This is a genomic window from Actinomadura sp. SCN-SB (assembly GCF_043906805.1).
GTDB lineage: Bacteria > Actinomycetota > Actinomycetes > Streptosporangiales > Streptosporangiaceae > Spirillospora.
This window is the reverse complement of sequence record NZ_JBIMPP010000004.1, coordinates 115,080-136,043: the sequence shown is the minus strand read 5'-3', so window position 1 is coordinate 136,043 and position 20,964 is coordinate 115,080. Positions and strand designations below refer to the sequence as shown.

The window sequence follows — 20,964 nt, the reverse complement described above, 5'->3', positions numbered from 1 at the left end:
GTATCACTGAGTGATATGGTGTAGCACCAATCGACTCTAGCGTGGGGCTCCCGGACGGTGGCTGTCAAGACGATCCAGGTGGTGAGCAGGGCGCTCACCGTGCTCGAAGCGGTGTCGGAACGCCAGCCCGTGGGGCTCGGCGCGCTCGCCAGAGACCTCGGCATGGACAAGAGCGCGGTTCAGCGCATCCTGGCGACGCTGCACGAGGAGGGCTGGATCCGGCCCGCGCCCGGCGACGGCCGGTGGGTGCTCACCGGCCGCGCGCTGTCGGTCGGCGGCCGGTTCGTCGGGGACCGGACGGTGCGCGAACGGGTCCGCGGGGTGCTGCGGGCGGTGCACGACGCGACCAACGAGACCGTGTGGCTGACGGTCGCGGACGGCTCGTCGCTCATCGTCGCCGACGAGATCGCCAGCACCCATCCGCTGCGCATCTCCTACCCGGTGGGCTACAGCGGCCCGTTCGGCATGGACACGGCGGGCGGCCAGGCGATCCTCTCGGCGATGGACGGGGCGGAGGCCGAGCGCGTCCTCGGCGCCGCCGAGGCGGCCGGCGCGGCCCCGGTCCTGGACGAGGTGCGGCGCCGCGGGTACGCCGTCCAGGCCGAGCCGGAACGGCCGCTGTGGGCGGCCGCGGTGCCCGTCCCGCCGGAGACCGGGACGGCCGCCGCCGTCGTGGTCGCCGCGCCCCAGGAGCGCTCCGGCGAGCGGGCGCTGCACGGGTTCGGCGAGCTGATCGCGCGCACCATACAGCAGGCGTTCGGATGATCACGCCGTCTGAGCTGGCCAGATCGAGACCATTGACTAAAACAAGCGCTTGGTAGAAGCTGACCACCACAACGGCCGAGGGGGGCGGGCGAACGGCTCCCGCCAGGGCCGGACGTGTGTATGGAGGCGATCACCATGCGTGCCAGACCCGCCTTGACGTCACTGATCGGAGCCTGCGCTGTCCTCGTGGCCGCGTGCGGCGGCTCCGGCGGTGGATCCGAGAAGGGCATCGACGAGCCGATCAAGATGGTCGGGCTGTGGGAGGTCAAGGGCGAGAGCGCCGCCGCCATCGACGACTACAACAACGGCGCCCGGATGGCCGTGGAGAAGATCAACGCCGCGGGCGGGATCAAGGGGCAGAAGATCGTGCTGGAGCGGGTCGCGGCCGACCCGCTCAACCCGCAGAAGGCCACCGGCCAGTTCCTCCAGGCGGTCGACAAGGACCCCGTGGTGATGCTCGGCTTCACCGCCTCGTCGGCGTTGCTGGCCAGCAAGACCCAGGTGGACCGCGCCGGCATCCCGCTGATCAGCCTGGCCAGCGCCAGCTCGCCGCTGCGCTTCGGCGGTCCGGGCGGCAGCGAGTGGTTCTGGGTGGTGCAGCCGTCCGACGAGTTCAAGGACCAGGCGACCGTCCGGTTCGCCGTCGAGCAGCTCAAGGCCACCAAGATCGGCCTGATGGGCACCAACGAGTCGTACGGGATGACCAACACCAAGGCCGTCGCCGCCGCGCTCAAGCAGCGCGGTCTCACCCCGGTGGCCACCCGCAACTACGACCCGACCGCCACCGACCTCACCCAGGACGTGCTGGCGATGAAGGGCTCGCAGGCGGTCATCGCGTTCACCTACCCCAACCCGCTGGCCGTCCAGCTCAAGCAGTTCGTGCAGAACGGGATGAAGATCCCCACGATCTCCTCGTCCTCGGCCAACATCGCGGCCAACAACAAGCTGGTCACCGGTGAGGCGCTGAGCCTGCTGTACGGCACCAACGCCTGCGCGCCCGTCGGGTCCAAGAACCCGGCGACCAACGCCTTCGGGCAGGAGTACCTGCGGCGGTTCAATCAGATCCCGACCGACCTGGCGGCGGAGAGCCATGACGCCGTCTACATCGCCAAGGCCGCGATCGAGAAGGCCGGCAGCACCGACCCCGAGGCGATCAGGAAGGCGATGAACAGCATCACCGTCACCCCGCAGCAGGGGATCATCTGCGCCGCCGAGTACAAGACCGACGGCGCGCACTTCATGAACCACACCGTCTCGATCCAGCGGTTCGGCACGGACGGCAAGTCCACCGAGATGATCACCTACCAGTTCCCGCCGACGGAGGCGGCGAAGGGCTGACCGTGGACAAATTCATCGCGCTGACCGCGGGCGGCATCGCACTGGGCGCCGTGCTCGCCCTGGTGGCGCTCGGCTTCCTCGTCCTCTACAAGGCCACCGGGGTGATCAACTTCGCCCATGGCGATCTGATCACCCTGGGCGCCTACATCGGGGTGTGGACGGTGGCCGACCTCGGCCTGCCCACCATCCCCGGCTATGTCCTGACCATCGTGCTGATGGGCCTGATCGGCGTGCTGATCGAGCGGGTGGCGCACGCGCCGCTGCGCAAGCGGCCCGCGATGGTGGTCGTGATCGCCACCCTGGCGGCCGCCATCGTGATCCGCGGCTTCATCTCGGTGTGGCAGGGCGCCACCCCCCGGGCGCTGGACAGCCCCGTGGGCGGCGGCGTCCTGCGCGTCGGCGGCGCCAACATCGCCTACCAGCGCATCCTCATCCTCATCGTCGGCGCGATCGCGGTGATCGCGCTGCTGATGGTCTTCCAGCGCACCGCGTTCGGCCGCCAGGTCAGGGCGCTGGCGGCCGACCCGGAGACCGCGCAGCTCATGGGCGTGCGGACCAAGTACGTCGCGATGGCGGCCTTCGCCCTGTCGGCGATGCTGGCGGGGCTGGCCGGGCTGCTGGTGGCGCCGCTGGGCGCCGTCGAGCTGAACTTCGGCTTCGGCCTGATGATCACGGCGTTCGCCGCGGCGGTGCTGGGCGGGTTCGGCAGCCTGGGCGGCGTCGTGGCCGGAGCCATGGTGATCGGCATCGTCCAGCAGCTGGTCGGCGGGTACGTGCTGCCCGAGTACGCGGCGACCTACCCGGCGATCGTGCTGTTCATCGTCATCGCCCTGCGCCCGCAGGGACTGTTCGACCTCGCGAGGAGCCGGCTGTGACGCCCCGGGAGCCGGCGGCCGCGCAGGCCGCCACGACGCCGGATAACGCCAACAAGACCGACAAGACGGCCGACAAGACGAACACGAGCGAAACATCTGAGAACCAGGTCCTGCGGGACCCGCTCAGGGCGGTGCGCCCGCCCGACTACCGGCGGCACCACTTCCTGGCCATCGCCGCCTTCGTGGTGCTCGTCGCCCTGATCGCCCCGCAGGCCGCCACGTCGAGGTCCAGCCAGTTCCTGGTGAACCTGTGGCTGGTCTACTCGATCGCCGCGCTGGGCTTCTACCTGGTCTTCGGCCTCGCCGGGCGGTTCGCGTTCTGCCAGACGTTCATGATGGCGTTCGGCGGCTACACCTCCGCCTGGATCACCCGAGGGGAGGACGGCCAGCCGTTCTGGGTCGGCGCCGCCGCGGCGATGCTCGTCACGGCGCTCGTGGCGGGCGTGGTGGGGGCGCTGGTGCGCAAGGCGCAGCACTTCTACTTCGCGATCGCGACGTTCGCGGTCACCCAGGTCGGCATGGTCGTGTTCCAGCGCGCGGACGGGTTCACCGGCCCGCACGGGCAGGCCGTCGGCATCGATCCGCCGCGGCTGTTCGGCTACGAGTTCGTCAAGGACGGCCAGGTGTTCTGGCTGTTCCTGGGGACCCTGGGCCTGTGCCTGCTGCTGACCGCGTGCATCGAGCGCTCGCCGATGCGCCGCGAGGCGCTCGCGGCGCGCGACAACGGCCTGGTCGCCGGCCTCTCCGGCGTCGCCGTCCAGCGCGTGCAGCTCGTACTGTTCATGCTGGGCTCGGCGCTGGGCGGGCTGGCGGGCTCCCTGATCGGCCACTGGCAGGGCGTCATCGGCACCGAGTCCTTCCACATCGACCTGGCCATCGGCATCTTCCTGATGCTGCTGCTGGGCGGCATCAACTCGATGTGGGGGCCGCTGATCGGCGCGGCGGTGTTCGTCGGGCTGCCCCGGGTGCTGTCGGGGATCGAGGAGTACAGCTCGATCGTATACGGGCTGATGCTGCTGGCCGTCGTCCTGCTGCTGCCCAACGGCATCGCCGAGGCCGTCCGCCGGTTCGCCGACCGGGTCGTTCCGGACCGGCTCATGCGAAAGGGGGTGCCCTTTGCTCGAAACTGAGGGGATCACCGTCACCTTCGGCGGCCTACGCGTGGTCGACGACGTCGGCCTGTCCGTCGAGCGCGGGGAACTGATCGGCCTGGCCGGGCCCAACGGCAGCGGCAAGACCAGCTTCCTCAACGCGCTGTGCGGCATCGTCCCGGCCCAGGGCCGGGTGTCGGTGGACGGCACGCCGGTGCGCCTGGGCAGGCCGCGCTCCGCGCACCGCGCCGGGATCGGCCGCGTGTTCCAGGCCCCGCAGGTGTACGGCGAGCTGTCCTGCATCGACAACGTCCTGCTGTCGTCGTCCGACCCCGCGTTGCGCGGGCTGACCGGAGCGTGGCCCGCCCGGCCGCTGATGTTCCGGCGCGAGCGCCGCCGCTGGGACCGCGCGATGGAGGCGCTGGAGCTCGTCGGGCTCGCCGAGCTCGCGGCCGAGGACGCGTCGCTGCTCAGCTACGGGCAGCAGCGGCTGCTCGAACTGGCCAGGGCGCTCGCGGGCGATTCCAAGCTGCTGCTGCTCGACGAGCCCAGCGCCGGCCTGAACGACGCCGAGACCACCGCGCTGGCCACGCTGCTGGGCGAGGTGCGGGCGGCGGGCAACACCCTTGTCCTGGTCGACCACAAGATCGACTTTCTTGACGCGCTGTGCGACCGCCTCGCCGTCCTGGAGCTCGGCCGGATCATCGCCTTCGGCCGGCCCGACGAGGTCTGGCGGGACGATCGCGTGGTGAGCGCCTACCTGGGAGTTCCGGCAGATGCTGCGGATTGAGGGACTGCACGTCCGGTACGGCACCACGCACGCCGTCCGGGGAATCGACCTGACCGTGGACGAGGGCGAGGCGGTGGCGCTGCTGGGCCCCAACGGCGCGGGCAAGACCTCGACGCTGCGCGCGGTCAGCCGGCTGACCGCCTGCACCGGGACGGTCACGTTCGAGGGCCGCGACCTGGCCCGGGTGTCACCGGAGGAGGTCGCCCGGCGCGGGCTCATCCACGTGCCGGAGGGGCGCCATGTGTTCCCCGACCTCACCGTCCACGAGAACCTCCAGATCGGGACCACCGCGCGCGGAGGGCGGACCGGCGGGTTCGGCTTCGACGACGTCTACGACCTGTTCCCGCCGCTGGTCAAGCTGCGGGGCCGGCTGGGCTTCGCGCTGTCCGGCGGCGAGCAGCAGATGGTCGCCATCGGCCGCGCGTTGGTCGCGGCGCCGCGGCTGCTGCTGGTGGACGAGCCCTCGCTGGGGCTGGCGCCGCTGGTCGCCGACGCGGTCGCCCAGGCGCTGGTGGCCGTGCGGGAACGGACGGCGCTGCTGGTCATCGAGCAGAACGTCCACCTCACCACCAGGATCTGCCAGCGCGCCGCCGTGATGAGCGGCGGTTCGATCGTCATGGAGGCCGCGTCGGAGGAACTGCGCGACCGTGACACCGTGCTCGCGTCCTACCTCGGGCAGACACGAACCGGAACGGGGGTCTGATCCGGCCTATTTGACGGCCATCGGGTTCAACGGCGAGCCCGCGGCGCCGACGATCGGGAGCGGCTGCGCGACGAACAGGAACTCGGCCACTCCGTCCTCCGCGCAGTCCTCGGCCAGGTCGTCCAGCCACAGCAGCTCGGCGAGCGGCAGGCCGAGGTCGCGCAGCGCCGCGATGTGGAAGGGGATGTCCCAGGAGTCCCGCGTGGCGTCCAGCGCCTCGACCGCCGAGTTGTCGGCGCCGACCAGGACGAGGTCCCGTTCGGCGATCCAGGCGGCGGCCGAGGCGTCCAGTCCCGGCTGCGGCGACATGCCGAACGAGCCCGGCGTGCCGTCCCAGCTCCCCAGCGCCCCGGTCCGCACCAGCAGGATGTCGCCGGAGCCCAGGTCGAGCCCGGTCGCCGACAGCGCGTCGTCCAGCAGGTCCGGGCCGATCACCGTGCCGGGCGGGACGCAGGGGACGCCGAGATGGCGGGCGATGTCCAGCAGGACGCCGCGCCCGAGGATCCCGCGTCCCATGGTGTGGACGCCCAGCCGCTTGGCGCCGCCGCCCGCGGTGACCAGACCGGCCCAGTAGCCGTTGTACATGGTGTCGTCCGCCGCGACGTGCGCCAGCCCGTCCAGTTGGGTGGACGTCTGCGTGCCCATCACCAGGACCTCGTCGGAGTAGGGCGGGTGGGTGGAGGGAGGGTCCAGCACGCCGTCACCGGCCGCCGCCGTGCGCAGCACCATCGGCCGCGGCACGGCGCCCGTCGGCGGCACCCCGATCGGCAGGCCCAGCGAGAACCAGGTGCCCGTGCGCACCATCGACGCGCCCCTGCGCACGCTGCCGGGGGTGATGAGGTTGGCGCAGCCGAGCTGGTCGTCCTCACCCCAGCGTCCCCAGTTGTTGGGCGATCCGGGACGCGCCCCGACGACCTTTCCGCGCTCGTCCACGCGGTAGCCGGGCGGCTTCCAGGGCGTGAGCGGCTCGTCGGGCACCTGCTGGGCGTTCATGAACTCTCCTCGACGGCTGTCCTAGCCGAGTTCGCGGATCGGCTTCCCGTCGAGGAAGGCGGCCACGTCCTCGACGATCTGGGCGAAGTAGCCCCGGTAACTGTCATCGGTGACGTATCCGACGTGCGGCGACAGGACGGTGCCCGGCAGGTGGCGCAGCTCGTGGTCGAGCGGCAGCGGCTCGGCGCCGTAGACGTCGAGCGCGGCCCCGCCGATCCACCCCTCGCGCAGCGCCTCGGCGAGCGCCTCCTCGTCGATCAGCGGACCGCGCGAGGTGTTGACCAGCAGCGCCGTCGGCCGCATGCGGCGCAAATCGTCCCGGGTCACGTAGCCGTGCGAGCCGGGGCCGAGCTTGAGGTGGACGGTCACCACGTCGGCCTCGGCGAAGAAGGCCTCGCGGGGACGGTACTCCGCGCCGGCCTCGGCGGCCTTCTCGGGCGTGAGGTTGCGGCTCCAGGCCGTCACGCGCATGCCGAACGCCCGGCCGACCGGGATGACCGCGCGGCCGATGTTGCCGAGCCCGAGCACCCCGAGGGTCTTGCCCTGGAGGAGCATGCCCAGCCCGAGTTGCCACCCGCCGGACCGGACGGCCGCGTCCTGCTGCGGGATCCGCCGCGCCAGCGCGAGGATGAGGCCCCAGGTCAGCTCGACCGTCGAGACCATGCCCGCCAGCCCCTCCGTGCCGCACACGGTGATGCCGAGCTCGCGCGCCGCCGGGACGTCGATCGCCGCGTTGACGAAGCCCGTCGTGACCAGCAGCCGCAGGTTGGGCAGCCTCCGCAGCACGTGGGCGGGGAAGGGCGTGCGCTCGCGCATCGCCACGACGGCGTCGTACGGCACCAGTCGTGCGACCAGGGCGTCCTCGTCCGCCACATGGTCGTGGAAGGGGACGACCGTGACGTCCGGGCCGAGCGAGTCCCAGTCCGCCAGGTCGAGGGCGACGTGCTGATAGTCGTCGAGGACGGCGATACGGAAGGTCATGTCGCCCATCGTCGCCTGTTCCCGTCCCGGACGACGCGACCGAAACGCAAGCCGGGGAAGTGCGCGCCGACCACGGGCGTCCCGTCGCGGACGAGGTCCCGCGCGACCGCGATCTGCGTGGCGCGGGCCCGCGCCTCGTCGACGTCGATCACCCGTTCCCAGGCGTCGTCCAGGAGCTGGACGGGGTGGTGGACGACGTCCCCGATCAGCAGGGCCCGCTCGCCGCCGCCGCTCAGGACGAGCATCGAGCAGCCGGGGGTGTGGCCGGGGGCGGGCACGACATCGACCCCGGGCGCGAGCGTCGTCTCGCCCGTGAACATCTCGAAGCGATCCTTGATCGGGCCGAGCGTCGCGGCCGCCACCTCGCGGTACTTCGCGTCGGGCGCGTTCTCCTCGGCCGCGCCGTCCACGAACCGGGTCCAGTCCGCTTCGGCGCAGCGGTAGGTGGCGGAGGGGAAGGTCGCCTTGCCCTCGACGGCGCACCAGCCGATGTGGTCGGCGTGCAGGTGGGTGAGGACCACGTCCGTGACGTCCTCGGGACGGACGCCCGCGGCGGCCAGGTTCTCCGGGAGGCGGGGGCCGGAGACGGTCGGCGGCGCCTGCGGGCCGTAGCCCGCGTCGACCAGCATCAGCCGGTCGTCGGAGCGGATGACGAACGTCCCGACGGGCATCTCCAGCTCACCGTCGGGGGACAGGAACTCGCGGTGCTCCTCCCAGTCCTCGTCCCGGGTCCCCTTGCCCCCGCGGCCACCGCTTCCGGCCGCGTAGAGCTGGCCGGGCGTGACGTGCCCGACGCCGTCGTCGACGGGCGTGACGGCGATCGCTCCGACCTTCACGATCCGCTCCCCTCGAACGCGCCCTCCTTGGGGAAGACCTGCCGGTAGACCTGGACGTGCGAGCGGACGGCCGTGCCCAGGCGCTCGCGTCGGGGTGTCGGGGCGCCCGCCTTGCGGAAGGCCGGATCGTCGACGACCCCGGCGTCGGCCAGCTCGTACACCGCGAGGAAGGTGTGGTCGGCCTCAGGGTTCTCCCCGTTGTAGCCCGAGTCGTCGGGGACGGCGGCGAACCGCCGGGCGCTCAGCACCCCGGGCGCGCCCAGGATCGCCGGTACGTGCTCCTCGTCGTACCAGGAGTTGAAGTCGTCCACGACGGAGGGCTCGGCGGCCATCATGACGTGCAGCAGCGCCGAGCCGACCGGCTGCGTGGCGTCGCCCGCCGTGAACGGGCCGATCCGCTCGTACACGGTACGGGAGAGGCCGAGGTCGAACGCGACGCGGCGGGTCCACGGGCTGGGGTCGTCCACCAGGGCCTGGAACTCCGGCCGCGTGAGCGCCTCCAGATCGGCGAGCTGATAGAGGGTCAGGAAGCCGAACTCGGTGGGGCTGGAGAATCCGGTCTCCACCCGCGCGAACCGCCGGCCGCCGAGGATCCCCGGGACCGCCGCCATGTCGGCCAGATGCTCCTCGTCGTACCACGCCTCGAAATCCGCGACCTTCTCCGGCGGCACGTTCCAGCGAAGCTGTAGCAGGTTCGCCCCGATGCGCTGCTCGGCCACGGCGCCTCCTCCCCGGCGACCCGGCCGGAACCGTCTTCCGGCCCGCAGAGATCACCGCGCTCCGGTGCAGCGTAGGGCGGGTGGCCGCGTAGAATCAAGCGCTTGTTAGGTTGTGTGGGCGACCGTCCGGCGGCGGATGAGATTGCGGAAGACGGTCAGCACCGGATACCGGTCGAGCACGGAGGTCCACGAGGCGAGGTAGGCGTCGCCGAGTCCCCGGTGCCCGCTCTGGCCGAGCGGCCCGGGCCGTCAACGTGACCGCATTCAACCCGCGGGACGCGGGGGACGTGACGGCCGCAACGGTCACGGACAGTGCGCGGCCGCACGTCCGGCGTGGCGGCTTGACCTACCGACCATGATCGTTCAATGCCTGGTCAGAGGCTGCGTGCGGTCAGCGGGCCCCTGCCAGGAACCGGTAGGATCCCTCCGATTTGATCAGGGGGTCCGTCACGCTGTGAGCGGGACGGTTTTCGGGGGCGGGGGCCTTCATGACACAGGTTCACCATTTCAGCTACGGGGTGCTCACTCCTGTCGCCGCCTACGTGATGTCGTTCATCGGCTCGCTGATCGGCCTGCAGTGCACCTCGCGCGCGCGGGCGGCCTCGGGCCTGTCGCGGGCCTCCTGGCTGGCGCTGGCGGCGGTGGCGATCGGCGGGACCGGCATCTGGGTCATGCACTTCATCGCCATGCTCGGCTTCACCGTGTCCGGCATGGAGATCCGGTACGGCGTCGGGCTCACGCTGTTCAGCGCGATCATCGCGATCGCGGTGGTCGGCGTGGGGATCTTCACGGCCGGGTTCGGCGGCCCGAAGGCGATCGTCGTGCTGCCCGCCGGGTTCGTCACCGGGCTCGGCGTCGCCGCGATGCACTACACGGGCATGGCCGCCATGAACCTGGCGGCCGAGGTCTCCTACACGCCCGGCATCGTGCTGCTGTCGGTGCTGATCGCCGTGGTGGCGGCCACCGCCGCGCTCTGGTTCACGCTGCGGGTCCGCGGCACGCTCGCGACCGGCGCCGCCGCGATGATCATGGGTGTGGCGGTCAGCGGCATGCACTACGCCGGCATGGCCGCGCTGAACGTGCGCGCCGCGGCGGGCGCGGGCGAGCCGGCCGGGGCCGGCGCCATCGACCTGCTGATGCCGCTGGTCGTCGGGGTGAGCGTCGTGGCGGTCGTCCTCCTGGTGATCGTGTCGGTGTTCCCCGGCGAGGCGGAGATGGTGCACGCGGCCGACCTGGACCGCCGTACGCGGGAGCTCGCGCGGCGCCGTGAGCCGGCCGCCCCGTCCCGGGAGGCGCCCGCGCCGAAGCCCCAGCCGAAGAAGACGACGAACCAGTGGTTCGACGCCTGACGGCGGATCCCGTGCCGCGGCTTTGCGCTGCTGAACGATCGTTCAGCCAGACTGCGATAGGGTGACCTGGCCCACGACCGGGGATGCCATGCTGGCTGAACGAACGTTCAGGGAGGACGTGCGCGTGGACTTCACCCTTCCCGGCCGGCTGACCGGGCTCCTGGCGGACCTCGACGCCTTCATCGAGCGGGAGATCGTCCCGCTCCAGCGGCAGGACGACAACGAGCGGTTCTTCGACCACCGCCGCGAGTACGCCCGTACCGACTTCGAGAACGGCGGCGTGCCGCGGCCGGAGTGGGAGGAGCTGCTCGCCGAGATGTTCCGGCGCGCCGACGCGGCCGGATGGCTGCGGTACGGGCTGCCCAAGGAGGTCGGCGGCTCGGACGGCACCAACCTCGACATGGCGGTGATCCGCGAGCATCTCGCCCACCGGGGCCTCGGCCTGCACAACGACCTGCAGAACGAGTCGTCGGTGGTGGGGAACTTCCCGTTCGTCCACATGATGCTGGAGTACGGGACGCCCGAGCAGCGGGAGGAGTTCCTGGAGCCGATGCTGACGCGGGAGCGCCGGGTCGGCTTCGGGCTCACCGAGCCCGAGCACGGCAGCGACGCGACCTGGATGGAGACCACGGCGGTCCGCCGCGGGGGCGACTGGATCATCAACGGCGCCAAGCGGTTCAACTCGGGGATGCACACCGCCACCCATGACGTGGTGTTCGCCAGGACGTCCGGCGAGCCGGGCGACGCGCGCGGCATCACGGCCTTCATCGTCCCGGTCGACACCCCCGGCTTCTCGGTGGACTTCCACTGGTGGACGTTCAACATGCCGACCGACCACGCCGAGGTGACGCTGCGCGACGTGCGGGTGCCGGATTCGGCGATCTTCGGCGCGGAGGGCGAGGGGCTGGCGGTGGCGCAGACCTTCGTCCACGAGAACCGGATCAGGCAGGCGGCGTCCGGTGTCGGCGCCGGGCAGTACTGCGTGGACCGCAGCGTCGAGTACGCGCGGGAGCGCACGACGTTCGGGCAGCCGCTGGCGACGCGGCAGGCGATCCAGTGGCCGCTGGTCGAGTTGCAGACCGAGGCGGAGATGCTGCGCGGGCTCGTCCGCAAGACCGCCTGGGAACTGGACCGGGTGCCGCATCTGGAGATCAGCGACCGGGTCTCGATGTGCAACTATCGGGCCAACCGCTTCGTCTGCGAGGCCGCCGACCGCGCCATGCAGGTGCACGGCGGGCTCGGGTACACGCGGCACACGCCGTTCGAGCACATCTACCGCCACCACCGGCGGTATCGGATCACCGAGGGGGCGGAGGAGATCCAGATGCGGAAGGTCGCCGCGTATCTGTTCGGCTTCGCGGGGCCGCGCAAGCGCGACCGCTGAGCGCCTCGCCGGACGGCGACCGTCCCTTGACTTTGAACATCGGCAGCATACGATTCCTCTATGTCGAATAGCGGGGGCTCCTCGTCGCCGGGACTCAGTTCGGTCGACAACGCGTTGCGCATCCTCGTCCTGCTCAGCGCCCGCCCGAGCCTCCGCGTCGCGGACGCGGCGGCCGAGCTCGGCATCGCCCGCTCCACCGCGCACCGCCTGCTGGCGACGCTCAAGAAACACGAGTTCGCCGCCCAGGACAAGGGGAACGCCGCGTACCGGATCGGACCCGCCCTCACCAAGATCGGCCTGGTCGCGAACGAGCGCCTGGACGTCCGCCGCGCCGCCGCGCCGATGCTGGAGGAGCTGCGGCGGCGGACCGGGGAGACGGTGAGCCTGTCCGTCCTCGAAGGGCAGAGCGTCCGGTTCGTCGAGTGCCTTGAGGGCACCCGCGCGGTACGGGTCGGCGACCGCACCGGCCTCGTCCTGCCCGCCGGGGCGACGGCGGGCGGCAAGGCGCTGCTGGCGGCGCTCCCCGAGGACGACCTGGACTCGCGCTTCCTTGCCGAGGACCTTCCCGTGCTGACGGCGGGGACGCCGCCGACCCGCGAACGGCTGCGCGCCGAGCTGGAGGTCGTCCGCCGGGACGGGTACGCGGTCAACCTGGAGGAGAGCGAGCAGGGCATCTGCGCCGTCGCCGCCGCCGTGCGCGACCCGGCGGGAGCGCCGCTCGGCGCGATCGCCCTGGTGGTGCCGTCCAGCCGCTTCGACCGCGCCACCGCCGAGCGGTGGGCGCCCGCGCTCATCGAGGCCGCCCGGACCGTCGAGGACGCTCTGACCAGGGCCTGAGGCCCTAGGGTCGCGTCGCGCGGGTGCGGGCCAGCAGAAGCGTCACGTCGTCTTCCGCGTCCTCGCCCACCAGGGTGCCGGCCACATCCCTGCACATCTCCGCCAGCGGCCCCCGAGAGTCGGCGAGCGCCGCGCCCAGGCGGCTCATGCCCTCGTCGAGGTCGGACCCGCGACGCTCGATCAGGCCGTCGGTGTAGAGCACCATCAGCGTTCCCTCGGCGAGGTCGAGGTCCATCGACTGGTGCGTACCCATGCCCAGCCCGATCGGGGTGCCGGGAGGAACGTCCGGGAAGGTGATCGAGCCGCCCGGGTCCATCAGCGCGGGCGGCGGGTGCCCCGCCGACGCCATCGTGCACCGCCCGGCCGCCGGGTCGTACAGCGCCAGCAGGACGGTCGCGGCGATGGGGGAGTCGCGGTCGTCCTCCTCCGCCTCGCGCGCGAACACGTCGTCCAGGCGGGTCAGCAGCTCGTCCGGCGGCAGGTCCTGGTAGGCGAGGGTGCGCATGGCGGTGCGCAGGCGCCCCATGCTCGCGGCCGCGGCGATGCCGTGCCCGGTCACGTCGCCGATGACCAGGGCGACGCGGGAGCCGGGCAGGGCGATCGTGTCGTACCAGTCGCCCCCGACGCCCTCATAGCGTGTGGACGGCATGTAGTGCGAGGCCACGTCCATGGCGTCCCCGCCCGAGATGCGGCTCGGCAGGAGATGGCGTTGCAGGGTCAGGGCCGCGGTGTGCTCGCGCGTGTACTGGCGGGCGCTGTCCAGGCTCAGCGCCGCGCGGTCGGCGAGTTCCTCCGCGAGGATCTGGTCGTCCCTCGTGAAGGACGTCTCGTTCTCGGTGCGCAGGAACGCGGCGACGCCCAGGATGGTCCCCCGCGCCTTCAACGGAACGATGACCAGGGTGTGAATGCCGGTCTCATGGACGACCCTGGCGCGGGGCGGGTCGTGGCTGAGCCAGCCGTCGGGCGAGGTGTCCAGCACCGGTTCGAGGTATGAGCGGCCGGTTTCCAGAACGCGGGTGAACGGCGAGTGCTCCGGCACGTAGACCGCCTGCCCGGCCGGCAGGAGCGAACCGGGGACCTCGCCGTGGATCGAGGCCAGCGCAGCGCGGCGGAACACCGGCCGGCCCACGTCGTCGGTGTCCAGATCGTCCAGGGGTTCGGGGCCGGGGAGGACCGACTCCGACAGGTCGACGGTCACGTAGTCGGCGAAGTCCGGCACGGTCAGGTCCGCCAGTTCCTGCGCGGTCCGCATGACGTCGAGCGTGGTCCCGACCCGGACGCTGGCCTGGCGCAGCAAGGCGAGGCGCTCCCGCGCCATGCTGTGCGTGATGTCGATGGCCAGCAGGCACACGCCCAGGGGACGCCCGTCCACGCCCTCCACGCGGAACAGGAAGGTCGACAGGGCGCGCTCCTCCTCCTCACCGGCCAGGGACCAGCGGGACTCGCGGTCGATCACGGCCTCGCCGCCGTCGAGCACCTCCTGGATCAGGTCCGGCGGGAACGGGGCGTCCGCGTCGGGAGGGATCTCCGTCAGCTTTCCGCCGACCCGGAAATAGGGGAACACGTCGCGCAGCTGCTGCGCGCCCTCGTTCAGCCAGACGCACCACAGGTCGCGGTCCCAGACGGCCACGACCACGGGGGCGCGGGTCAGCAGCGGCTCCAGCACCGAGGTAACGCCGCCGTCCGCGCTCGCGGGCAGGGCGCACAAGAGCCAGTCGTGCGGTCCTCTCGGGACGAGGAGCCGCGACCGCTCAAGGCGGACCAGGGTCCTCTGGCCGTCCCGGTGGCGGAGCTCTTCGAGACCCGACCGGTACCCGATGTCGCCGTCGCCGTCCCGGCTCCAGATCCGGGAGACGTCGCCCCCTCCCGCGAGGAGCTCGCCACCGGGATGGCCGAGGATGTCCTCGGCGCGGAACCCGAGGAGCGTCTCGGCGGCCCGTGTCCATCCGACCACCTGGCCCTCGTCGTTCAGGACGGTGATCGCGGGCCTCGCCACCTCCTCCGCGTCCGATGCCTCGGCGTCCGATGTCTCCGCGTCCGATGCCTCCGTACCGCCTGCCGTAGCGCCCGCCTTACCGCCCGCCGTCTCGTCAGGTGTGGCCATCCGAATGTCCAATCGCCCACTGGAGACTTACGCACCGGATGACGGGACAAACACGCCATCGCGGATGGGTGCCGAGACTTTGCCCTCCCGTGAACGGCCCGGGTGGTCCGGGCATGCCGCTCGCCGGTCAGCCGAAGGTGATGACGCGGCGGACACCGTGCAGGGACCCGCCGGCCATGGCCTCCAGCATCGCCGGGGCGTCGTCGATCCCGATGCGCTCGATGTCGGGCAGGATGCCGTGCTGCGCCGAGAAGGCCAGCGTGTCCCGGGTGTCGTGGGGCGAGCCGGACGGCGTGGCCATGACGCGCAGCCGGTCGCGCACCATCGGGGGGACCTCCAGCGTCAGCGGCGCGCCGTCGTAACCGCAGAGCACCAGCGTCCCGTCCGGTGCCAGGCCGGTCAGGACGGCGGAGGCCGGCGCGTTGGTCGGGGCGGAGTTCAGGATGACGTCCGCCCCGCCGCCCCACGCCTTCAGCGCCTCGGCCGGGTCGGTCGCCGAGCCGGCGACGAACAGCTCCGCGCCGAGCCTCCTCGCCCTCTCCTCGCCGCGGGACGACCGTCCGATCGCCGCGACCCGGGCGCCCATCGCGGCGGCGTACCGGATGGCGAGCGCGCCGATCCCGCCGGTGCCGATGACCGCCACCCGCGAGCCCGGTTCCGCCCCGGCCACCCTCAGGCCGTTGAAGGCGGTCAGGCCCGCGCACAGCAGCGGCGCCGCCGCGACCGGGTCGAGCCCGTCCGGAATCGGGGTCGTGAACCCGCCCTTGAGCAGGACGTACTCGGCGTACCCGCCGTCCACGACGACGCCCGTGACGCGCCTGCGCGGGCAGAGGATCTGGTCGCCGCGCACGCAGTAGTCGCAGGACCCGTCCGAGTCGTACAGCCACTGGCCACCGACCGTGTCACCGGGGGACAGGCCCGGCACCCCGTCGCCGACCGCGGCGACCGTGCCGGTGATCTCATGCCCGGGGACGATGGGGAAGCGGGCGAACGGAAGGTGCCCGCGCATCAGGTTCACATCCGAGTAGCACATTCCGCAGGCGATGACCTTCACCAGGACCTCGCCCGGTCCGGGCTCGGGAACCTCGCGGTCGGTCAAGGACAGCGGGGCGTTCGGTTCGGTGGCGACTGCTGCGCGCATTGACGTTTCCCCTCGGGGTAAGCGGTGGCGGAACCGTAGGTCGTCGCCGGTGTGGAAGTGGTCACGCGGCCGCTCGGTGGCGGTGGAACCAGGTGAGAGGATCCCCAGGCCGTCCGCGTTCACACCTGCGGCCTATAGAGGGGCCGCCACTGCCGGTAACAGGGGCGTCAGTCCGAATTCGTGCAATGCTCTGGTGTTTTCGGCGAACCCGAGTACTGTTCCTGGATAGCGCCGAGGGGAGGGAAAGGCACGGTCAGATCGAGTCGGCCGCAAGGTGGGCGGCGCGGCATCGTTGGGTGACTCCGCCGGAGGAGAAGCCATGTACCCGACCCGGTTGAGCGAGACCATGAGCGCAGGAAATCCGGTTCCCCGATCCCGCACGGGATCGACGGCGCTGCGCATCCTGCTGGGCGCCCAATTGCGCAGGCTGCGGGAGGCGCGCGGCATCTCCAGGGAAGAGGCGGGCGCGGCGATCCGCGCCACCCACTCCAAGATCAGCCGGCTTGAGCTGGGGCGCAACAGCGCCAAGGAACGCGATGTCGCGGACCTGCTGACGCTGTACGGGGTCCGGGACGAGTTCGAGCGGGAGGCGATCCTCGACCTGGCCCGCCGGGCCCGGACCCAGGGCTGGTGGCATCGCTACAGCGACATCCTGCCCTCCTGGTTCGAGACCTACATCGGGCTCGAAGAGGTCGCCTCGGCCATCCGCACGTACGAGGTGCAGTTCATCCCCGGGCTCCTCCAGGTCCCCGACTACGCCCGCGCCGTCATCCTGCTGCGCCACACCGGCGCGCCGCCCGAGGAGATCGAGCACCGGGTCGGCCTCAGGATCGCGCGGCAGCGGCTGCTCACCGAGCCCAACGCGCCCAAGCTGTGGACCGTGCTCGACGAGGCCGCCCTGCGCCGCCCGATGGGCGGCCGCGAGGTCATGCGGGAGCAGCTACGGCATCTGATCGAGATCACCGAGCTGCCCAACGTCACCGTGCAGATCGTCCCCTTCGACGCCGGTGGGCACGCCGCCGCGGGCGGGCCGTTCACCATTCTGCAGTTCCCCGAGCCCGACCTGGCCAACGTCGTCTACATCGAGCAGATCAACAGCGCGCTGTACCTGGACAAGCCCAAGGACGTGGACGACTACATGGAGATCATGGACCGGCTCTGCATCGAGGCCGGGTCCGTGGCCGCCGGCCGCCGCCTGCTGGAGGAAGTCCTCGCCGCGACCTGAACGCCCGGCCCGCGGAACGGCAGGACGAACGCTTCCGGATAACGACTCGTGCATCGCCTTGCCGGACGCCCTTGACCTTTCCAGGAGCCACTATTAGCCTCGCGAAGGTTGTCCCCCCATTGTCGCCCCTTTCTGCGTTCGGCAGATCACAGGCCAATGGTCTGTGCGTTCACAAGGTGTGGCCGTGACCGATACGACGAGCCATATTGGAAAACGCATTCCCCGGATCGAGGGCCCGTCGAAGGTCACAGGTGAGGCGCTGTACGCGGCGGACGTGATGGTTCCGGGAATGCTGTGGGGCAGGACGCTGCGCTCACCGCACCCGCACGCGCGCATCGTGTCGGTGAACGCCTCCGGCGCACGGGAACTGGAGGGCGTGCACGCGGTGCTCACCGGGCGGGACGCGCCGCCGACCATGGTGGGACGGATGTTCCGCGACCTGCCCCTGCTCGCCCGGGACGTGGTGCGGTTCGCGGGCGATCGCGTGGCCGCCGTCGCCGCCGAGTCGGTGGAGATCGCCGCCGCGGCCGTGGAGCTCATCGACGTCGAGTACGAGCCGCTGCCCGCGGTGTTCGACCCGGTCGAGGCGACCTCCGAGGGCGCGCCCGTCCTGCATCCCGACGTCCGGTCCTACGGGTACGTGCCCGACCCGCCGCCGGGATGGCCGCTCCCGCATCTCATCCCCGATGACGTGCCGAACGTCCAGTCGTACGTGAAGTGGAGCCACGGCGACGTCGAGCAGGGCTTCGCCGAGTCGGACCTCGTCTTCGAGAACGAGTACAGGACGCCCCCCACCCACCAGGGCTACATCGAGCCGTCGGTGTCCACGGTGCGGATCGGGGAGGACGGCCGGGTCCAGGTGTGGATGACGCACAAGAACCCGTTCCCCGGCCGGGCATGGCTCGCCCAGGCCATCGGGGTGCCGGAGGACGACATCGTCTTCGAGTTCGTCCGGATCGGCGGCGACTTCGGCGGCAAGGGCGACCTGCGCGACGCCCCGCTCGCGTACCACCTGGCCAGGCTGACGGGCCGCCCGGTGCGCTTCGCGATGGACTACGACGAGGAGTTCGCCGCGGCGAGCACACGGCACGGCTCGGTCATCCGCATGAAGACCGGCGTGCGCCGGGACGGGACGCTCGTCGCCCACCGCGCCGAGGCGATCTTCGACGGCGGGGCCTACGCCGCCTACAAGCCGCGGCCCGAGGTGCATCTGGTGGGCCCCCGCCATCTCGGCGGCGGCTACCGGTTCGAGCACGTGTTCATGGACGCCGCCTGCGTCTACACCAACCACGTCCCGGCCGGGTTCATGCGCGCGCCAGGCGAGCCCCAGGTGATCTTCGCGCTGGAGTCGCACATGGACGCCGTCGCCGGGGAGCTCGGGCTGGACCCGTACGAGTTCCGCCGCCGGAACCTGCTCGCCGACGGCGAGCCGTCGGCGGCCGGGCACCGCAAGACCGGTCTCCAGTTCCAGGCCGTGCTGGACGCCGCCGTCGACGCGGCGGGCTGGCACGAGCCCAAGCCGAGCGCACCCGGAGGCGGGCGGGTCGGGCGCGGGCTGGCGGTCAGCAACCAGAAGCTCGGCACCGGGTTCTCGGTGGCGGTGGCGATGCTGCTCCCCGGCGGCGAGGTCGCCGTCCGCACCGGCGTCCCCGACGCGGGCGTCGGCAGCCACACGATGCTGCGGCAGGTGGCCGCCGAACTGCTGACGCTGCCGCTGGACGCGGTGCGGATCCTCCCCGGCAGCACCGACGAGTCGCCGTGGGACATGGGCCTGGGCGCGTCCCGGCACACCTACGTCCATGGCCAGGCGGTCGCGTCGGCCTGCGCGGAGCTGACCGGCAAGCTCAAGGAGACGGCCGCGGAGTCGTTCGGGGTGCCTCCGGAGGAGGTGACGCTGGAGCGCGGAACGTTCTCCCACCCCGGCGGCGACCGGGGGCTGGGCTTCGCCGACCTCGCCGGGACGCTGGCCGCCGACGGGCCGTTCGCCGTCCCCGGCCGGTTCCTGCATCCCGGCGACGAGGCCGGGACCGAATGCTTCTCCGCGCAGATCGCCGAGGTCGAGGTGGACCCCGAGACCGGCCAGGTGCGGGTGCTGCGGCTGACGACCGGCAACGACCCCGGCACGGTGATCAACCCGCTGATGGTCGAGGGGCAGATCGAGGGCGGCGTCGTCCAGGGGCTGGGGTACGCGCTCATGGAGGAGCTGCGGATCGTGGACGGCCATGTCACCAACGGGAGCCTCGTCGACTACCGGATCCCCACGGCCGCCGACGTCCCGCCGCTGACCAGGGTGCTCGTCGAGGACGGGACCGGTCCCGGGCCGTTCGGCGCCCGTCCCATCGCCGAGTACACGGTGGCGGCCACCGCGCCCGCCATCGCCAACGCCGTCTTCGACGCGGTCGGCGTCCGGATCACCAGCACACCGATCACCGCCGAGAAGGTCTGGCGCGCTCTGCACGCCGCCGAGTCCAGGGAAGGCAGGGCATCGTGACGCGCGTCCGGCTGTCGGTCAACGGCAAGGAGTACCGGCTCGATGTGCCGGCGGCGCGCCGGCTGCTCGACTGCCTCCGCCACGACCTGGAACTGACGGGGACGAAGGAGGGCTGCGGCACCGGCGCGTGCGGCGCCTGCACCGTCCTGGTCGACGGGGAGATGATCAGCTCGTGCCTGCTGCCCGCCGTCATGGCCGACGGCAGGGAGGTCGTCACGATCGAGGGCGTGTCCCAGGACGGTGAGCCGTCCGCGCTCCAGCGGGCGTTCGTCGAGCGCGGCGGCTTCCAGTGCGGCATCTGCACGCCGGGCCAGATCCTCGCCGCGCGGGCACTGCTGGAGGAGACCCCGGACCCCTCGCCCGACGAGGTGACGCGCTGGATGGCCGGCAACCTGTGCCGCTGCACCGGCTACTACAAGATCGTCGAAGCCGTGCTGGCCGCGGCCGGGGAGGGGAGGGCGGCCGATGAGCGAGCCTGAGTTCCTGGCGCCCGCGCGCCTGTCCGAGGCCGCGCGGATCCTGGCCGAGCACGGCACCGACGCCCGGGTGCTCGGCGGCGGGACGGCCCTGCTCCCGCTCCTGAGGCGGCGGATCGCCACGCCGCGCGTCCTGCTCGGCCTGCGCCGGATACCGGGCATCGCCGAGGTGAACCACCACTTCAGCGGCCTGCGCATCGGCGCGCAGGCCACGCTGCGGACCCTTGAGACGGCGTCCGCGGTCGGCGGCCTCATCCCCGGGCTCGGGGACGCGCTCGCGCGCATCGGGGTCGTCCGGATCCGCAACCAGGCCACCGTCGGCGGCACGCTCGCCTGCGGCGACCCGCGCCTGGACCTGCCCGCGCTGCTGGCGGTGCTGGACGCCGATCTCCGCCTGGTGAGCACCAGGGGCGAGCGCACCATCGGCTTCGGCGATCTCTACGCCGGGGACGGCGCGACCGCGATCCGGCCCGACGAGCTGATCGTCGATGTGCACGTCCCGTTCCAGCCTGCCGGAAGCGCCCTGGTCCACCTCAAGTACCTGCCGGGGACCGAGGGCGGCTACCCGACCGTGGGCGTGGCGGTCCGGCTGGGCCTGGACGAGGCGGGGGAGCGGATCGCCGACGCCCGTCTCGCGCTCGTCGGCGCCGGTCCCGCCACCGTCGTCGCCCCGGCCGCGCAGGACGGGCTGCTCGGCGCGCGCCCCACCGGGGAGGTGTTCGCGGAGGCCGCCGCCGCGGTGCGGGACGAGATCGCGCCCGAGACCGACTCCCTCGGGACGGCCGAGTACAAGCGCGCCATGGCCGAGGTCTTCACGCGCCGGGCGCTCACCGAGGCCCTCGCCCGGGTGCGGGCGGACTGACCCG

19 protein-coding genes are annotated in these 20,964 nt (G+C 72.0%); 13 read left to right on the top strand and 6 right to left on the bottom strand.

Going from position 1 to position 20,964, the window contains the following annotated elements:
- Positions 1-57 precede the first annotated feature (57 nt).
- From ACGWYJ_RS04230 to ACGWYJ_RS04205, 6 genes are all read left to right on the top strand, one after another.
- On the top strand, positions 58-765 hold the full coding sequence (locus ACGWYJ_RS04230) for an IclR family transcriptional regulator (RefSeq protein ID WP_395104216.1): 708 nt from the start codon (positions 58-60) through the stop codon (positions 763-765).
- Positions 766-900: 135 nt separating this feature from the next.
- On the top strand, positions 901-2,103 hold the full coding sequence (locus tag ACGWYJ_RS04225; protein ID WP_395104215.1) for an ABC transporter substrate-binding protein: 1,203 nt from the start codon (positions 901-903) through the stop codon (positions 2,101-2,103).
- 2 nt (positions 2,104-2,105) lie between these two features.
- Positions 2,106-2,978 carry a branched-chain amino acid ABC transporter permease gene (locus tag ACGWYJ_RS04220; protein ID WP_395104214.1) on the top strand — a complete coding sequence of 291 codons (873 nt, stop codon included), beginning with the start codon at positions 2,106-2,108 and terminating at the stop codon, positions 2,976-2,978.
- On the top strand, positions 2,975-4,108 hold the full coding sequence (locus ACGWYJ_RS04215) for a branched-chain amino acid ABC transporter permease (protein ID WP_395104213.1): 1,134 nt from the start codon (positions 2,975-2,977) through the stop codon (positions 4,106-4,108). Before ACGWYJ_RS04220 ends, ACGWYJ_RS04215 begins: the two co-directional genes overlap by 4 nt.
- Positions 4,095-4,859, top strand: a complete 765-nt coding sequence (locus ACGWYJ_RS04210; protein WP_395104212.1) for an ABC transporter ATP-binding protein — start codon at positions 4,095-4,097, stop codon at positions 4,857-4,859. Before ACGWYJ_RS04215 ends, ACGWYJ_RS04210 begins: the two co-directional genes overlap by 14 nt.
- A complete protein-coding gene (locus ACGWYJ_RS04205) occupies positions 4,846-5,562 on the top strand; it encodes an ABC transporter ATP-binding protein (RefSeq protein WP_395104211.1) in 717 nt (238 codons plus the stop codon). The genes ACGWYJ_RS04210 and ACGWYJ_RS04205 overlap by 14 nt, the downstream gene beginning before the upstream one ends.
- A gap of 6 nt (positions 5,563-5,568) precedes the next feature.
- On the opposite strand, the gene ACGWYJ_RS04200 is transcribed toward ACGWYJ_RS04205, so the two are convergent.
- From ACGWYJ_RS04200 to ACGWYJ_RS04185, 4 genes are read right to left on the bottom strand one after another with little or no spacing between them, the layout of a single operon-like run.
- Positions 5,569-6,555 carry a cyclase family protein gene (locus ACGWYJ_RS04200; protein WP_395104209.1) on the bottom strand — a complete coding sequence of 329 codons (987 nt, stop codon included), beginning with the start codon at positions 6,553-6,555 and terminating at the stop codon, positions 5,569-5,571.
- Between the two features lie 21 nt (positions 6,556-6,576).
- Entirely contained in the window at positions 6,577-7,536 is a 960-nt protein-coding gene (locus ACGWYJ_RS04195; protein WP_395104208.1) for a D-2-hydroxyacid dehydrogenase family protein, read from the bottom strand.
- The gene (locus tag ACGWYJ_RS04190; protein WP_395104207.1) at positions 7,533-8,372 is read right to left on the bottom strand and encodes an MBL fold metallo-hydrolase; all 840 of its coding nucleotides are present in this window, start codon (positions 8,370-8,372) and stop codon (positions 7,533-7,535) included. The genes ACGWYJ_RS04195 and ACGWYJ_RS04190 overlap by 4 nt, the downstream gene beginning before the upstream one ends.
- Entirely contained in the window at positions 8,369-9,091 is a 723-nt protein-coding gene (locus ACGWYJ_RS04185; RefSeq protein WP_395104206.1) for a hypothetical protein, read from the bottom strand. The genes ACGWYJ_RS04190 and ACGWYJ_RS04185 overlap by 4 nt, the downstream gene beginning before the upstream one ends.
- A 488-nt stretch (positions 9,092-9,579) precedes the next feature.
- On the opposite strand from ACGWYJ_RS04185, the gene ACGWYJ_RS04180 reads away from it, so the two are divergent.
- From ACGWYJ_RS04180 to ACGWYJ_RS04170, 3 genes are all read left to right on the top strand, one after another.
- Positions 9,580-10,440: an MHYT domain-containing protein gene (locus ACGWYJ_RS04180; RefSeq protein ID WP_395104205.1), complete on the top strand. Its 861-nt coding sequence runs from the start codon at positions 9,580-9,582 to the stop codon at positions 10,438-10,440.
- 88 nt (positions 10,441-10,528) lie between these two features.
- Entirely contained in the window at positions 10,529-11,824 is a 1,296-nt protein-coding gene (locus ACGWYJ_RS04175) for an acyl-CoA dehydrogenase family protein (protein ID WP_395104204.1), read from the top strand.
- Between the two features lie 60 nt (positions 11,825-11,884).
- Entirely contained in the window at positions 11,885-12,661 is a 777-nt protein-coding gene (locus ACGWYJ_RS04170) for an IclR family transcriptional regulator (protein WP_395104203.1), read from the top strand.
- A 4-nt stretch (positions 12,662-12,665) separates the two neighbouring features.
- Here ACGWYJ_RS04170 and ACGWYJ_RS04165 read toward each other — a convergent pair whose 3' ends face one another.
- Together ACGWYJ_RS04165 and ACGWYJ_RS04160 are read right to left on the bottom strand one after the other, a co-directional pair.
- The gene (locus tag ACGWYJ_RS04165; RefSeq protein WP_395104201.1) at positions 12,666-14,765 is read right to left on the bottom strand and encodes a SpoIIE family protein phosphatase; all 2,100 of its coding nucleotides are present in this window, start codon (positions 14,763-14,765) and stop codon (positions 12,666-12,668) included.
- Between the two features lie 127 nt (positions 14,766-14,892).
- The gene (locus tag ACGWYJ_RS04160; RefSeq protein WP_395104200.1) at positions 14,893-15,906 is read right to left on the bottom strand and encodes an alcohol dehydrogenase catalytic domain-containing protein; all 1,014 of its coding nucleotides are present in this window, start codon (positions 15,904-15,906) and stop codon (positions 14,893-14,895) included.
- A gap of 319 nt (positions 15,907-16,225) precedes the next feature.
- Here ACGWYJ_RS04160 and ACGWYJ_RS04155 point away from each other — a divergent pair, with 319 nt between their 5' ends.
- From ACGWYJ_RS04155 to ACGWYJ_RS04140, 4 genes are all read left to right on the top strand, one after another.
- Positions 16,226-17,131 (top strand): helix-turn-helix domain-containing protein, encoded by a 906-nt coding sequence (locus ACGWYJ_RS04155; protein ID WP_395104199.1) that lies wholly within the window; start codon positions 16,226-16,228, stop codon positions 17,129-17,131.
- 184 nt (positions 17,132-17,315) lie between these two features.
- A complete protein-coding gene (locus ACGWYJ_RS04150; protein ID WP_395104197.1) occupies positions 17,316-19,622 on the top strand; it encodes a xanthine dehydrogenase family protein molybdopterin-binding subunit in 2,307 nt (768 codons plus the stop codon).
- On the top strand, positions 19,619-20,101 hold the full coding sequence (locus tag ACGWYJ_RS04145) for a (2Fe-2S)-binding protein (RefSeq protein ID WP_395104195.1): 483 nt from the start codon (positions 19,619-19,621) through the stop codon (positions 20,099-20,101). Before ACGWYJ_RS04150 ends, ACGWYJ_RS04145 begins: the two co-directional genes overlap by 4 nt.
- Positions 20,088-20,960 carry an FAD binding domain-containing protein gene (locus ACGWYJ_RS04140; RefSeq protein ID WP_395104194.1) on the top strand — a complete coding sequence of 291 codons (873 nt, stop codon included), beginning with the start codon at positions 20,088-20,090 and terminating at the stop codon, positions 20,958-20,960. Before ACGWYJ_RS04145 ends, ACGWYJ_RS04140 begins: the two co-directional genes overlap by 14 nt.
- The last annotated feature ends 4 nt before the right edge of the window (positions 20,961-20,964 follow it).